A 14,743-nucleotide genomic window follows, 5' to 3' on the forward strand; every position below is an offset into this window, starting at 1 on the left:
CGGGAATTGCGGATTGGCGTCAACCACTTCGCTTGTGGCCTATTGTGTGCCGCCATATATAACGCTTGGGTTCCCGCTTATGGAAAATCATCGGTGTTGAAGTTGAACGACATAGGGCCTCAGGCCTATCGCGACGCGATGGCGCATTTTGCCGGCCACGTCCATGTGGTGACCACCGACGGGCCCGCCGGCAAACGCGGCACGACGGTGATTGCCGCCTGTTCGGTGTCGGACACGCCGCCGACGGTTCTCGTCTGTCTCAACCGCGAGAATGCCAAGAACGAGCTGTTCGTGCAAAACGGCCGGTTTGCGCTGAACACGCTGGCTTCGCACCAGCAGCCCCTATCGGTGGCGTTTTCAGGCCTGACCGGGCTGTCGGCCGATGAGCGTTTCGCGCTTGGCGAGTGGGATGTCATATCGACGGGCGCGCCTACCCTGAAGGGCGCTCTTGCGGTTTTCGACTGCGAATTGATCGACACCAAGGATCTCGCCACCCATCGTGTGCTTTTTGGCAAGGTGACAGGCCTGCGCATGGGCGATAATTTGCGGCCGCTGATCTACCACGCCCGCGACTACCACGTGCTGCAGAGCGGAGCAGAGGCGGCAACGGAGAAAGAATGACCGAGCTGAAACCGCGCCCCGAGCCGCGGACGATCGACGAAACGCTCGATCTCCTGACCAGCGCGGACTACGTCCCGGACCGCTCGCTGGCAACGGTGCTGTTCCTGTCCCTGCGCATGCAGCGGCCGCTGTTCCTTGAAGGGGAGGCCGGCGTCGGCAAGACCGAGATCGCCAAGGTGCTGGCGCAGGCACTCGGCCGCCGGCTGATCCGCCTGCAATGCTATGAAGGGCTCGACGTCTCGTCCGCTGTCTATGAGTGGAATTACGCCGCGCAGATGATAGAGATCCGCATGGAGGAGGCGGCAGGCTCGGTCGACCGCTCCGACATGGAGCGCAATGTCTTTTCCGAAAAATACCTGATCCGCCGCCCGGTGCTCGATGCGCTGACCGGCATGGCGGGTGCGGCCCCGGTGTTCCTGATCGATGAGCTCGACCGCACCGACGAGGCTTTCGAAGCATTCCTGCTCGAAATCCTGTCCGACTTCCAGGTGACGGTGCCTGAGCTCGGCACCATCAAGGCGGAGGAGCCGCCGATCGTCATCATCACCACCAACCGCACCCGCGAAATCCACGACGCGCTGAAGCGGCGCTGCCTCTATCACTGGGTCGACTATCCCAATGCCGAGCGCGAGCTGGAGATCGTGCGCCGCAAGGTGCCGCAGGCCAACAGCCGACTTTCCGCGGAAGTGGTGTCGTTCATCCAGAAGCTGCGCCGGGTCGAGCTGTTCAAGGCGCCGGGTGTCGCCGAAACCATCGACTGGGCCGGCGCGCTGACCGAACTCGACAAGGTGGCGCTCGATCCCGAAACCGTCTCCGACACGATCGGCGTTTTGTTGAAATACCAGGACGACATTGCCCGCATCGGCGCGGGCGAGGGCCGGCGCATCCTCGATGAGGTCAAGGCCGAACTGGCGGCTGCGGAGTAGGGCAGTGAAGGCGCCGGGTGCTTACCCCAAAGAGACCGACCCCAGAGAGGCGACGGAAGACGGGCGCATCGCCGACAACATCGTCTATTTCGCCCGCACCTTGCGCAAATCCGGCATGCGGGTCGGGCCGGCTTCGGTCAAGGATGGGATCGAGGCGGTGCTGGCAGCCGGCATCGGTTCGCGCGACGATTTCTACTGGACGCTGCATGCCGTGCTGGTGTCGCGGCACGAGGATCACCCTGTTTTCGACGAAGCCTTCCGGCTGTTCTGGAAATCGCGCGAGCTGATCGAGAAACTTCTGGCGATGTTCTCGCCTGTGGCGCCCGACACCAGGGAGAAGCAAAAGCCGCGCGCGGCAGAAAATCGCGTCAGCCAGGCCATGTTCGAAGGCCACGAGAAGAATCGGCCGGTCAGGGAAATCCCGGAGATCGAAGTCGACGCCCGGCTAACCTTCTCCGGGAATGAAGTGCTGCGCGGCAAGGACTTTGCCCAGATGAATGCCGACGAGATGGCAGACGCCAAGAAGGCGATTGCCCGGCTGCGGCTGCCGTTCGACATGGTCCGTACCCGACGCTTCAAGGCAGACCTGCATGGCCGCCGTATCGATCCACGCGCCATGATGCGCTCGGCCGCGCGCACCGGCGGCGAACTGATCCTGCCGAAATTCCGCTCAGCCCGCGAAGTGCATCCGCCGCTGGTGGTTCTCGCCGATATCTCCGGTTCGATGAGCCAGTACACGCGCATCTTCCTGCACTTTCTGCATGCGCTGACCGAAAAACGGCGGCGCGTGCACACCTTCGTCTTCGGCACGCGACTGACCAATCTCACGCGGCAGATGCGCCATCGCGACCCCGATGCCGCCCTTGCCGACTGCTCGGCGGCGGTGAAGGACTGGTCGGGCGGCACCCGCATCGGCGATACGCTGGCGGAGTTCAACAAGCACTGGTCACGCCGCGTGCTCGGGCAGGGCGCGGTGGTGCTGCTGATCACCGACGGGCTGGAGCGCGACGATGTCGCCGGCCTGTCGGAGGAGATGGATCGCCTGCACAAATCCTGCCGGCGGCTGATCTGGCTGAATCCCCTATTGCGCTTCGACGGTTTCGAGGCCCGCGCCCGCGGCGTCAGAGCGATGCTGCCTCATGTCGACGAGTTCCGCTCGGTACACAATCTCGATGCGCTGGCCGACCTCTGCGCCTCGCTGGACAAGAAATCCGCCGCTTCGGTCGATCCGCGTCGCTGGCTGGACGCTGGTGTCAGGCGCGCCGCATAGCCATATTGGATTCCGAAAACAGGCTCCCAGAGAAAACAGACTTTGAGGCAAGCGATCATGGACAACAGCATCTATCTCGATGAGGCCCGCGACCCCTTGATCATCGCGGAAGGTTGGATGAAGGACGGCAAGGATGTTGCCGTCGCCACGGTGGTCGAGACCTGGGGTTCGGCGCCGAGGCCGGTCGGCAGCCACTTGGTCATCGACGCCGAAGGCAATTTCCACGGCTCGGTCTCGGGCGGCTGCGTCGAGGGTGCTGTGGTGAGCGAGGCGATGGACGTCATCGACTCGGGGAAAGCGAAGATGCTGGAGTTCGGCGTTGCCGACGAAACCGCCTGGCAGGTCGGCCTGTCCTGCGGCGGCCGCATCAAGGTCTATGTGGAGCGGCTTGGTTAGGCATGGATCCCTACGCTCTCAAAACGCTCAATGCCGAACGCCGGGCCCGCCGCGCCGCGATCCTGGTCACCGATCTCGGCGACGGCCGCGACCGCATCGTGCGCGAAGGCGACCAGGTTGCCGGGGAACTCGGGCAAGCGATCGCCAAGGCATTTCGCACCGGCAATTCCGGTTCGGTCGAGGCGGAAGGGCGCACCTTCTTCCTCAACGCGCATTTGCCGCAGCCGCGCCTGGTGGTAGTCGGCGCCGTCCATATCAGTCAGGCGCTGGCGCCGATGGCCAGGATCGCCGGCTATCCCTTGGAGATCGTCGATCCGCGCACCGCCTTCGCCACCCCGGACCGTTTTCCCGATGTAGCCCTGCATGCCGAATGGCCGGAGGATGTGCTGAAGCGCCAGCCGCTCGACAGCTATACGGCGCTCGCCGCCGTCACCCATGATCCGAAGATCGACGATTTCGCACTGAAGGCCGCGCTCGACGCCAACTGTTTCTATGTCGGCGCACTCGGCAGCCGCAAAACACACGCCAGGCGCGTCGAGCGCCTGCTGGCGCTCGGCGCCAGCGCCGACCAGATCCCCCGCATCCACGCACCGATCGGTATCGACATTGGCGCGGCGAGCCCGGCCGAGATCGCCGTCGCCATCCTGGCGCAGACGATCCACGCCTTTCGCTCGCGCGGTCTCGAAGCCAAAGGCGCAGCGGCGTGAAGTTCGGGCCGATCCCGATCAATCAGGCGCAAGGCGCGGTGCTGGCGCATGCCACGACGGCGGGCGAGCGGCGTTTCCGCAAGGCGCACAGGCTGAGCACGCAGGACGTGGCGGTGCTGAAGGCGGCCGGCATTACCGAGATCGTCGTGGCGGTGCTTGCCGCCGATGACCTCAGCGAGGATGCGGCGGCCGAAAAGATTGCTGCCAGCATGGCCCACCGCAACATCGAGGCAAAACCGGCCGCGACCGGCCGCGTCAACCTCCATGCCAAGGCCGCCGGTCTCTTCACCGTCGATGCCGCCATGATCGACGCCATCAATGCGGTCGACCCGACCATCACCATCGCCACGCTGGCGCAGCACGCGCCGGTTGAGCAGGGCCAGATGGTGGCGACGGTCAAGATCATCCCGTTCGCCGTTGCCTCGGCCCTTGTCGATGCGGTGACAAAGATCTGCGCCGGCGGCGAGATCTTCGCCGTCAACGCCTATCGGCCGGTGCGTGTCGGCGTCATCCAGACGGTGCTGCCCGGCATCAAGGCGAGCGTGCTCGACAAGACGCTACGCGTCACCGAAGCGCGGCTGGCACGCTCCGGCGGCCGGCTGACGACGGAGCGCCGCACGCCGCACGAAATTGCGCCCGTCGCCGAGGCCGCCGCCGCGCTGGCGCGCGACAACGACATGGTGGTGATCTTCGGCGCCTCGGCGATGAGCGATTTCAACGATGTCGTTCCGGCGGCGATCGAGGCAGCAGGTGGCACGGTGATCCGCGCGGGCATGCCCGTCGATCCCGGCAATCTGCTGGTGCTGGGCACGCTCGACGGCAAGCGCGTCATCGGCGCGCCCGGTTGCGCCCGCAGCCCCAAGGAGAACGGATTCGATTGGGTGCTCGACAGGCTGATCGCCGGCCTCGACGTCACCGCCAAGGACATCGCCGGCATGGGCGTTGGCGGCCTCTTGATGGAAATCCCGACCCGGCCGCAGCCGCGCGAGCCGCTGCCGGCGAGAGCCGGGCTGAAGGTCGAGATCGTGCTTCTGGCCGCCGGTCGCTCCAGCCGCATGGGCGGGCCGAACAAGCTTCTGGCGCTGTTCGACGGCAAACCGCTGGTGCGCCGGACAGTCGAGCGCGCACTGGCCTCGAAGGCAACCAGCACCGTTGTCGTCACCGGCCACCAGCGTGAGCGGGTGCACCAAGCCTTGACCGGCCTCGACGTGATCTTCGCCGACAATCCGGATTTTGCCGACGGCCTGTCCTCGTCTCTAAAAGCCGGCATTGCCCGCGTTGGAGCCGAGGCGGCCGGCGCCATGATCGTCCTCGGCGACATGCCGGGTATCTCATCGGCCGATCTCGACCGGTTGATCGAGGCCTTCCGTAGGGACGGCGGCCGCTCAGTGGTGCGTGCCGCCCATGACGGCCGCCGCGGCAATCCGGTGCTGCTGCCACGCGCGCTGTTTGGAGGCATCGCTCACCTCGAGGGCGACACCGGCGCCCGCCATCTGGTCGAGGCCGAGGGACTGGATGTCATCGACGTCGAGATCGGCGACGGCGCGTCGATCGATGTCGACACCCGCGAGGCGCTGGAAGACGCCGGCGGCGTGCTGCAGGATTGACAAAGCGAAGCCGAAAAACGCATGCCTTTAGCATGGCTCTCTCTTTACTTGCCTCAGCGCTTCTACCCCCCTCTGGCCTGCCGGCCAGGCCGGCAGCCCAGAGGGGGGCGGCCGCGCTCCATAGCCTGCTGATTTCGCTCTTTTTCCTGTTCTCTGCCGCCCACGCCGACGCGCTCGAACTAAAACCCTACAAGGATGACCTCTTCGCCTATCCGGCGACGCTCTCGTCCACGGACAAAGGCGCCTACACCGTCATCGACTATCGCGAGATGCGCGACATCAACGACCGCGACGAAGTGCCGGAAAAGCGCGTGCATGCGCAGTATACCGACACCGGCGTGCGCAAGGTGCAGCAGGATTTGATGCTGAAAACCGATGCCGGCGATGTCAGGCATGTCGCTGTCGGCAAGACCGATGGCGCCGGCATCATCGTGCTTTACCTGCACGGGCAGGGCGGCAGCCGCAAGCAGGGTGTCGACGACTTCACCTTCGGCGGCAATTTCAACCGCATCAAGAACCTGATGGCCGGCAATGGCGGCCTTTATCTCTCACCCGATTTCACCGATTTCGGCGACAAGGGCGCGGCGCAGATCGCAGCCCTGATCGGCCACTATGCCGAGGCCTCGCCGGACGCGAAGATTTTCGTCGCCTGCGGCTCGATGGGTGGTGCGCTGTGCTGGAAACTTGCCGGCCGCGACGATACCGGACGGCGCATCAGCGGGCTGCTGCTGCTCGGCTCGCTATGGGATGACAGCTTCCTTTCGAGCCCGGCTTACAGGCGTCACGTGCCGGTGTTTTTCGGCCAGGGCAGCAAGGACCCGGTCTTTCCCGTGGAGAAACAGGAAGCCTTCTTCCGCTCCATCATCGCGAAGTCGAAGGCCTATCCCTATCCGACACACTTCGTCCGTTTTGAAACGGGCACCCACGGCACGCCGATCCGCATGGTGGACTGGCGCCAAACGTTGAACTGGATGCTGTCAAAAGCGCCCTGAGGCATATGGCCCAGAGGTGCCCGTTGGTTTTGGCGATCATGGTTCGGCCGATATCCTTACTGGGGTAGGCTGATATGATCCAACAGATCGGAAGCACAGCGATGGACGCTCACCCCTTCAAGATCCAAATTCCGAACGAACAACTTGAAGATCTCCAGCGCCGGCTTAGCGCAACACGATGGCCAATTCCGCTAAGCGAAGCGGGCTGGAGCGATGGGGCCGACCTGCCGTTCATCAAGCGTCTTGCGGATTACTGGCGAGACCGCTTCGACTGGAGAGTGCAAGAGGCGCGGCTGAACCGGCTGCCGCAATATCTGACGAGGCTGAACAACCTAGATGTCCACTTTGTCCACCAGCCAGGCAACGGACCGGCGCCGCTGCCGCTGATCATAACGCATGGCTGGCCCGGCTCCTTCATCGAAATGGAACACGTCATTCCATTGCTGACAGACCCAGCTGCCCATGGTGGTGACCCGGCCGACGCTTTCCACGTGGTAGTTCCCTCTTTGCCCGGATACGGCTTTTCGCAGGCGCCGACGGAACCAGGCTTCCATTCCGGCCGCATCGCGGAGTTATGGGTACAGTTGATGCGCGGGCTCGGCTACGACCGCTTCGCTTCCCAAGGAGGCGACATCGGCGCGGGCGTTTCCGCCTGGATGGCACGGCTCCATTCCGAAAGCGTGCTTGGCGTCCACGTCAATTACATTCCCGGGAGCTATCGGCCACCTTTGGGTGCAGGTCTGCCATCTGTCACCGTTGAGGAGCAGGCCTTTCTGGAAAAGGCCGCGGCCTGGACGGCAACGGAGGGCGCCTATGCCCATCTGCAGGGCACGAAGCCTCAGACGCTTGCTTATGCTCTGACAGACTCGCCGATCGGTCTCGCAGCCTGGATGATCGAGAAGTTCCGTAGCTGGAGCGATTGCGACGGTGACGTGGAGCGCACCTTCGGCATGGACACGCTCCTTACGGATGTTTCGCTCTATTGGTTCAGCAACGCGCTCACCTCGTCCTTGCGGCTCTACAAGGAGAATCGACTGTTCCCTCTTGCGTTCGAGACGCTGGAACGCGTTTCGCCGCCATTTGGGGTAGCGCTTTTCCCTCGCGAGTTGCCGATGCCGCCTCGATCCTGGGTGGCGCGGGTCTTTGACGTTCAGCGATGGACATCGATGCCGCGAGGGGGCCATTTCGCTGCGCTGGAGGAACCGAGTCTTCTGGTCGAGGACATTCGCGCCTTCTTCCGGCCGATGCGTTCCCGGCCTGAAACGAGAAGGCGAATGTGAAGGACTGCTTGAGCGCGGCGGTTCCTGGTAAGATCCCTACGGCGCGGTGTTGTAGTCGACCACCGTCTGCGGGTTCTCCTCGCCATCGTAAGACGCGTCCACATCATATTGGACGAGGGAAAAATCGCCGTTACGGAACAGGTATATCCCCTTGTCCGAGGCGTCGCCGATGCCGCGCCATTTGTTGAACGTGGTCAGCGTCTTGGCGTCTTCGTCATATTCGGAATTGGCCGCCCAGCCGGATGTGCGGAAGCCGATGATATCCATGCCCAGCAGTTTGCCGTCGCTGTCATTGTTCTCGTAACGGATATCCATTTCGGGCTCGGTGAACTGCAACTGCCGCACGCCCGATACTTCGTCGGTCATGTAGTAGACCGAACTTGCGTTATAGGCTGCCGCTTGGCAGTAGAACTCGAAAAGCCGCGTTTCCTTGTCGGGATCGCTGGCAGCCGCGTCCTTTGCCTTGTATTTGATCGAAAAGATGTTCGGCTCCTCGCCGAGAAATTGCTTGTCACACTGATCGCCATAATCGGCGGCGAACAGTTTCTTCACCTGCTCGAGTGCGGTGTCCTTCTTCGGCGGCGGCGGCCCGTCACCACAGCTTGGCGGCAGCGCCTCCTCGAAATCGGCCTTGGACGGCTTCAGCGCGCCCTTGTCGATAAAGATCGGGCGGAATGGCGGGGCCTGGATCTGAGCGCTGACCTGGCGCAGCGTGTAACAGCCTGCGAAGACCGCCTCGTTGCCGTCCTTGCCGGTGGCGCGGATGGCGACCGGAACGCTGTAATAGATGCTGCCGGCCGCGCCCTCATCGGAAACGGCGCCGGTTTCGGCATCGACCTTGTCGGTGCCGTCATAGCCCTTGACGAATGTGTCGAAATCCTTTGCCGGCTTTGTATCGCCGTAGTAAGCCCAGGCGCGGGCGAATTCGTGCCGGTTGATGGCGCTGTAGAGCGAGCGGATGACGGCTGCGGCATCCGACCTGTCATCGACGTAAGGGGCTTGGTCATCGGCTGCCGGTTCATCGTCGGCGAACACAGCCTGGCCGGATGCGGCAAGGGAGCAAAAGGCGGCCGCTGCCAGAAAGACGCGTCTCATCGGAGAATCTCCACCACGAAGGAGTCTATCATAGAGATTGCGGCGACGTGGTGACGCTTGAAAAATCCTCCGGGAAGGCGCTACGTCCCGCCGTCGGCGCTTCAGCCGCAATGGAGATTTGAACGTGACACTATCAATGTACGAGGCCTCGGTGCCGGTGTTTTCGGCCAGGCTGAAGGCGCTGTCCGGCGTGCTGTCGGCGGCCGAACAGAATGCAACTGAACGCAAGATCGATCCGCAAGTCTTTTTGACCGCAAGGTTGGCGCCCGACATGTACGCGCTGGTCCGGCAGGTGCAGGTCGCCACCGACCACGCCAAGGGCGCGCCGTCGCGGCTGGCCCGCCGCGAAGTGCCGAAATACGAAGACAATGAAGCCACCTTCGCCGACCTTCAGGCGCGCCTTGCCAAGACGCTCGAGCTTTTGGCGTCGTTCTCGGCCGCCGAATTCGATGGCTCGGATGACAGGGTGGTCGAACTGAAATTTGGCCAGCGCGAGGCTTCGATGCCCGGCATGCAGTATTTGCTGCATGTCGCCATGCCCAACTTCTATTTCCACGTGACCACGGCTTACGACATCCTGCGCCACAATGGCGTGCCGCTGACCAAGGGTGCCTATCTCGGGAATCGTTGACGAATTCGGCATTCCGAGGTTTCCCGGTCGCTGCCGGGAAACCTCGTCTCGCGCTGGTTCAGCGCACGGACATTTCGCGGGCTATGCGCGGGAAGTCGGCCGGCTTGATGCCGATGTCGGCGCGGTCGGCATTGCTCATCGAATGCAGCAACGCCAGTGCGGAACGATAACGCAGATGCTCCTGCGGACGCGGACGGGCAAACATTTCAGTGAAGAACCCCATGATTCGGCCCCTTGTTGATCCTCCACGGCGCCGAGTATAGGAAAATTGTGAAGATTGTGCAGTGCAGCATTTGCATGGCAGCCATTCCAAGCGAATTTTTTTCGGCACAATTGCCGCGTGCGCTGAAACTTGTGGCGCATCCCCACCGTATGCATAGACGCTGGCACATGGCCGGCTTTTCCTCGCCACTCCTGGCGAATTTCCGGACTGCATGCAAATGCAGTCCGGCTTTTTGTTGGGTCTTGCACATCGCCAACCGGGCCCGCGCAAGCCTCGCAAACGCCTAAACTGGTTAAGATCAGCGGCATTCATTTTTAACGAGCCGGTTCTATGCTGCGACCGGCTCTGTTCGCACGCTTAAACGAGGGGGAGGCTGACATCGGCGCGAAGCGGGATTTCGCTTCCTTGCTCGACGATCTGTTCGTTGCCTCCGACAAGGATGAGGCGGCGGAAGAGACGAGCGCCCGGCCGTCGATCCCGTTCGACTATCTCTCCGTGGCCGACGAGCTTCATTCCGGCCGCATCAAGGTCTCGGGCGAAACATTCGCCGCCGAATACCGCGAGGCGGGAGCCGATCTGGCCGCAGAATTTGCCGCCCTTCTCGATCATGCCAAGCTGGCGCTGGCCGGCGAGGAGGCAAAGCCCGAGGAAAAGCTGCCGCCGATCGACCCTGACGCGATCGCCGTCGAGCTCGGCCTCGATCATCCAGTCAAGAACGCCGATCTCGGCCGCATGCGCCGCAGCTTCGCCTTCGCCAACCACCCCGACCGCGTCGCGCCGCATCTGCGCCAGCGCGCCATGATCCGCATGCAGGTGGCCAATATGCTGATCGATGAGGCCAAGCGGCGCGCGCTGGCCGGCGTCCGGCGCTGACTTTTCCAGGGTTCACGCAAAAGTCGGGTTCCCTGAGGGTTGGAGAGCGGCGCCGCTTTCCCTATACATGCGGCTTCCTTCCCGCGTAGCCGCGCAAACCTCCCGCCGGAGAAACCCCATGCACAAACGCCGTCTCGGTCGGACCGATCTTCTTGTTACCCAGATCTGCCTGGGGTCGATGACCTGGGGCCAGCAGAACACCGAGGCCGATGGCCATGCGCAGATGGATCTGGCCTTTGCGCGCGGGGTCAATTTCATCGACACGGCCGAGCTCTACCCGATACCGCCCAAGGAGGAGACGCAGGGGCGGACGGAGAAGTTCATCGGCAGCTGGATGAAGGCCAAGGGCAATCGCGACAAGGTCATCCTGGCCTCGAAAGTGGTCGGCCGCACCGCCAACCGCTGGTTTCGTGGCGACCGGCCGTCAAAACTGGTGCGCGCCGACATCTTTGACGCCATCGACAAATCGCTTGCCAAGCTCGGCACCGACTATCTCGACCTCTACCAGATCCACTGGCCGGAGCGCGACATCCCCTGGGGCGCCAACCCGACCCGCGTGGGTGCTGTGCCGCGCCGTGCCGATGCCGTTGGCGCGCCGCCCGGCGAGACGCCGATCGCCGAGACACTCGCAGTCTTCGAGGAACTGGTGAAGGCGGGAAAGATCCGCCATCTCGGCCTGTCGAACGAAAGCTCCTGGGGCGTCATGCGCTTCATCGCCGAGGCCGACAAGGGCGTCGGCCCGCGCATCGTTTCGCTGCAGAACGCCTACAATCTGGTCAACCGTACCTTTGAGGTGAACCTGGCCGAAGTCTGCGGGCGCGAGGATGTCGGCTTCCTCGCCTATTCGCCGCTGGCGCAGGGCTATCTCACCGGCAAATACGACCATGGCGCACGGCCGCAGGGTTCGCGCTCGCAGTTGTTCAACCGCGGCCAGCGCTACGAGACGCCAAATGCGGCGGAGGCGCAGCTCGAATACAACGAACTGGCGCGCTCCTTCGGCCTCGAACCGGCGCTGTTCGCCAACGCCTATGTCGCCAGCCGACCCTTTGTTACCTCCAGCATCATCGGCGCGACGACGATTGCCCAGCTCGAGATGGCGCTGTCTTCAGTCGACGTGACCTGGACCGACGAGATGCAGAAGGCCGTCGACGCGATCCACCAGCGCGTGGGCAATCCTTGTCCGTAAGCGGGCACTCCGGGCGGAATTCCGTAGAAAACACAAGGGGAAGGGGACAGCAATGGATTTTCCGATCGAGACCGTCAGGGGAAAATTTCCGGCGCTGGACCTGACCGACAAAGGCCGCCGGCGCATCTATCTCGACAATCCGGCCGGCACGCAGGTGCCACAGGCGGTTGCCGATGCGGTGGCGCGCTGCCTCCTCACCACCAACGCCAATCTCGGCGGCTATTTCGAAACCACGCTTGCCGCGCAAAAGGTGTTCGACGACGCCCATGAGGCGATGGCCGATTTCCTGGGTGCAGCGAGCGCGGAGGAAATAATCATCGGCGCCAACATGACGACGCTGACCTATCACATGTCGCGCACGCTCGGCCGCGGCTTCAAGCCGGGCGACGAGATCATCGTCACCCGCATGGATCATGAGGGCAATGTCTCGCCCTGGCTGCAACTGGCCGAAGATCTTGGCCTCTTGGTGCGCTTCCTGCCTTTCGACGAGAACAGCTGGCAGGTCGAGGAGGCGGCGCTCAGCGCTCTGCTTACCGACAGGACAAAACTCGTTGCGCTGAACTATGCCTCGAACCTCACCGGCTCGATCAATCGGGTGAAAGCGCTGACGGCCATCGCCAAACAGGCCGGCGCGGTGGTCTATGTCGACGCCGTGCAGTTCGCGCCGCATGGGCTGGTCGACGTGCAGGATCTCGGCTGCGACTTCCTGATCTGCTCGGCCTACAAATTCTTCGGCCCGCATATGGGCATATTGTGGGGACGCCGCGACATCATCGATGCGCTGCAACCCTACAAATGCCGTTGCTCTTCCAATGGCCTGCCGGAGCGCTTCGAACTCGGCACGCCGCAGATCGAACTGATGGCCGGGCTTACCGCAGCGGTCGATTACTTCGCCGAACTCGGTGCTGCGGCCGGCGAGGGCGGTTCGCGAAGGCAAAAGATCGCAAAGGCATACGAAGTGTCGATCGCCTACGAAAACCCGCTGGCGCTGAGGCTGATCGATGGGCTGTCCGCCATTGAGGGCCTGACCATCCGCGGCATCACCGATCAGAAGCGTGTCATTGAGCGCGTGCCGACCGTGTCCTTCACCGTCGACGGCATCGTGCCAGAGACGATCGTGCGGCAGATGAATGCCGAGAACATTTTTCTATGGTCGGGTCACAACTACGCCTGGGAGATCGTCCACCATCTCGGCATTCCGGCCGAGCAGGGCGTCGTGCGCATCGGTATTGCGCACTACAACACGGCGGCAGAGATCGACGAGACGTTGGAAAGCGTGCACCGGGTGATCGCCATGCTGAGGCAGCAGCGCTAGTCAGCTATCGCTGTTTGCCGCCGAAACCGGTGAGGAACGCCGTGAGATTGTCGCCGAGCGCGTCGCAAAGATAGCCGCCTTCCTGGACGATAACCGTCGGCAGGCCGAGCTTGGCAATTGCCTCGCCGATCCGCGAGAAACCGGGCGTGGTCACCGAAAGCCCGCCGAACGGATCGCCCTCGAACGCATCGAGACCGAGCGCCACGACCAGCGCGTCCGGCGAAAAGGCGCGGATACGCTGGAACGCCACTTCGAGGGCCTCCAGAAACGCCGCGTCGGCTGATTTGCGCGGCAATGGCAGGTTGAAATTATAGCCGAGGCCCGGACCTTCGCCGCGCTCATCGGCATGGCCCCAGAAGAACGGATAGAAGCGCACCGGATCGGCGTGCAGCGACACCGTCAGGACGTCGGAACGCGTATAAAAGATGCCTTGCGTGCCATTGCCGTGATGCAGGTCGACATCGAGGATCACCACCCGCGCTGCCTGCTTGCGCAACACCTGGGCCGCGACCGCTGAATTGTTGATGAAGCAGAAGCCGCCGGCGACATCGGCAAAGGCATGGTGCCCGGGTGGCCGGCAGAGCGCATAGGCGGCGGGCGCGCCAGCCATGACGGTTTCAGCCGCCTCGACCGCGCTCCAGGCGCTCCACAGCGCGCTCTGCCAGGTCTCGGCCGAAATCGGGCAAGCGGTGTCGGCCATGTGGTAGCCGGCCTGGCCGACCGCCGAGGCCGGATAGGACCCTGTGCGGGCCAGTGGATGGATGTTGGGGATGACTTCCGCGGATGCGCTCTCGATGCGCTGCCAGCGCGCAAAAATGTGTTCGAGGAAGGCGAGATACTCCGGCGTATGCACGGCCGCCACCGGGCCTAGGCCATGTTCCCTGGGCCGCTCGATCATCAATCCGGCGGATTTTGCGCCGGCTAACAATCGCTCTACCCGCTCCGGCTGTTCGGGATTGGGCTGCGGCGTACCGCTGGACAGAAAGGCCTTCGGGTCGTGGCGTTTCTGCTCCTCGGCAAAGAAGGCTTTCATTCCGCGTCCCCATCCTGCGCTGCATCGGCAAAGGCGAAAAAGGCATCGCCAACAATCTTCTGCGTCTGCTCGTAGCTCGACCAGGCGATGCCCAGCCGCTCATAAAAAGCCTTGGCGCCGTCATTGTCGGTGTCGACGGACAGCCTGAGATAGGCGCCGCCATCCCGGCGGCAGTCGCGCGCGACCCGGCGCAGCAGTCTTTCGCCGATCTTGCGGCCGCGAAACCGGTCCTCGACATAGAGGTCCTGGATATAGACGCCGGGCCGCCCCATCCATGTCGAGAAGATCGGGAAATGCAGGCAGAGCCCCGCAAAATCGCCGCCGATCTCGGCGATCACGGTGGAGAAGGCGGGTTTGTCGCCAAAGCCGTAGCGGCGGAGATCGTCGGCAGTGGACGTGATCTCCTGATGCGCGCCGATATGGGTGCCGAGCTTGAGCAGCGCGGCATGGATGGTGTCGACGTCGTCGATGGTGCCGGGGCGGAGGGTGACTGTACTCACGATAGGCAAGGCGCCCAGGCACCCCCCTCTGTCCTGCCGGACATCTCACCCTCAAGGGGGGAGATTGGCAGCTTTGGCGCTGCCATCC

Annotated in this window: 16 protein-coding genes; 12 read left to right on the forward strand and 4 right to left on the reverse strand. The window is 63.4% G+C overall.

The window, feature by feature from the left end; all coding sequences use genetic code 11:
• Positions 1-93: 93 nt before the first annotated feature.
• The 8 genes from NLY33_RS18580 to NLY33_RS18615 all read left to right on the forward strand — a co-directional run bounded on the left by NLY33_RS18580 (position 94) and on the right by NLY33_RS18615 (position 7,799).
• Entirely contained in the window at positions 94-621 is a 528-nt protein-coding gene (locus tag NLY33_RS18580) for a flavin reductase (RefSeq protein ID WP_023690179.1), read from the forward strand.
• Entirely contained in the window at positions 618-1,547 is a 930-nt protein-coding gene (locus tag NLY33_RS18585) for an AAA family ATPase (RefSeq protein ID WP_023706472.1), read from the forward strand. Before NLY33_RS18580 ends, NLY33_RS18585 begins: the two co-directional genes overlap by 4 nt.
• A 4-nt stretch (positions 1,548-1,551) precedes the next feature.
• A complete protein-coding gene (locus tag NLY33_RS18590) occupies positions 1,552-2,817 on the forward strand; it encodes a vWA domain-containing protein (protein WP_023708627.1) in 1,266 nt (421 codons plus the stop codon).
• 57 nt (positions 2,818-2,874) lie between these two features.
• Positions 2,875-3,213 (forward strand): XdhC family protein, encoded by a 339-nt coding sequence (locus tag NLY33_RS18595; protein WP_023706476.1) that lies wholly within the window; start codon positions 2,875-2,877, stop codon positions 3,211-3,213.
• 2 nt (positions 3,214-3,215) lie between these two features.
• A complete protein-coding gene (locus NLY33_RS18600) occupies positions 3,216-3,920 on the forward strand; it encodes an XdhC family protein (protein WP_023706477.1) in 705 nt (234 codons plus the stop codon).
• A complete protein-coding gene (locus NLY33_RS18605) occupies positions 3,917-5,527 on the forward strand; it encodes an NTP transferase domain-containing protein (protein WP_023706478.1) in 1,611 nt (536 codons plus the stop codon). The genes NLY33_RS18600 and NLY33_RS18605 overlap by 4 nt, the downstream gene beginning before the upstream one ends.
• Positions 5,528-5,559: 32 nt before the next feature.
• Complete coding sequence (locus tag NLY33_RS18610; RefSeq protein WP_023706479.1) at positions 5,560-6,519, forward strand: alpha/beta hydrolase family protein; 960 nt, start codon at positions 5,560-5,562, stop codon at positions 6,517-6,519.
• A gap of 74 nt (positions 6,520-6,593) precedes the next feature.
• Positions 6,594-7,799 carry an epoxide hydrolase family protein gene (locus NLY33_RS18615; RefSeq protein ID WP_023708626.1) on the forward strand — a complete coding sequence of 402 codons (1,206 nt, stop codon included), beginning with the start codon at positions 6,594-6,596 and terminating at the stop codon, positions 7,797-7,799.
• Between the two features lie 36 nt (positions 7,800-7,835).
• Here NLY33_RS18615 and NLY33_RS18620 read toward each other — a convergent pair whose 3' ends face one another.
• Positions 7,836-8,894, reverse strand: coding sequence for a DUF1176 domain-containing protein (locus NLY33_RS18620; RefSeq protein ID WP_023706481.1), 1,059 nt, complete (start codon positions 8,892-8,894; stop codon positions 7,836-7,838).
• Positions 8,895-9,018: 124 nt separating this feature from the next.
• Here NLY33_RS18620 and NLY33_RS18625 point away from each other — a divergent pair, with 124 nt between their 5' ends.
• On the forward strand, positions 9,019-9,525 hold the full coding sequence (locus tag NLY33_RS18625) for a DUF1993 domain-containing protein (RefSeq protein ID WP_023709324.1): 507 nt from the start codon (positions 9,019-9,021) through the stop codon (positions 9,523-9,525).
• Between the two features lie 58 nt (positions 9,526-9,583).
• Here the strand turns inward: NLY33_RS18625 and NLY33_RS18630 are convergent, their stop codons facing one another.
• Entirely contained in the window at positions 9,584-9,748 is a 165-nt protein-coding gene (locus NLY33_RS18630) for a hypothetical protein (RefSeq protein WP_023706483.1), read from the reverse strand.
• 405 nt (positions 9,749-10,153) lie between these two features.
• Between NLY33_RS18630 and NLY33_RS18635 the strand changes: the two genes are divergently transcribed.
• The 3 genes from NLY33_RS18635 to NLY33_RS18645 all read left to right on the forward strand — a co-directional run bounded on the left by NLY33_RS18635 (position 10,154) and on the right by NLY33_RS18645 (position 13,122).
• Positions 10,154-10,621: a hypothetical protein gene (locus NLY33_RS18635; RefSeq protein ID WP_023697588.1), complete on the forward strand. Its 468-nt coding sequence runs from the start codon at positions 10,154-10,156 to the stop codon at positions 10,619-10,621.
• Positions 10,622-10,739: 118 nt separating this feature from the next.
• On the forward strand, positions 10,740-11,807 hold the full coding sequence (locus NLY33_RS18640) for an aldo/keto reductase (protein ID WP_023690168.1): 1,068 nt from the start codon (positions 10,740-10,742) through the stop codon (positions 11,805-11,807).
• A 52-nt stretch (positions 11,808-11,859) separates the two neighbouring features.
• A complete protein-coding gene (locus NLY33_RS18645) occupies positions 11,860-13,122 on the forward strand; it encodes a cysteine desulfurase-like protein (RefSeq protein WP_023690167.1) in 1,263 nt (420 codons plus the stop codon).
• 4 nt (positions 13,123-13,126) lie between these two features.
• Here NLY33_RS18645 and NLY33_RS18650 read toward each other — a convergent pair whose 3' ends face one another.
• Positions 13,127-14,155 carry a histone deacetylase family protein gene (locus NLY33_RS18650; protein ID WP_023708623.1) on the reverse strand — a complete coding sequence of 343 codons (1,029 nt, stop codon included), beginning with the start codon at positions 14,153-14,155 and terminating at the stop codon, positions 13,127-13,129.
• Positions 14,152-14,655: a GNAT family N-acetyltransferase gene (locus tag NLY33_RS18655; protein WP_023706487.1), complete on the reverse strand. Its 504-nt coding sequence runs from the start codon at positions 14,653-14,655 to the stop codon at positions 14,152-14,154. The genes NLY33_RS18650 and NLY33_RS18655 overlap by 4 nt, the downstream gene beginning before the upstream one ends.
• Between the last annotated feature and the right edge of the window lie 88 nt (positions 14,656-14,743).

Origin of the sequence: Mesorhizobium sp. C432A, assembly GCF_030323145.1 — a bacterium.
Taxonomy (GTDB): domain Bacteria; phylum Pseudomonadota; class Alphaproteobacteria; order Rhizobiales; family Rhizobiaceae; genus Mesorhizobium.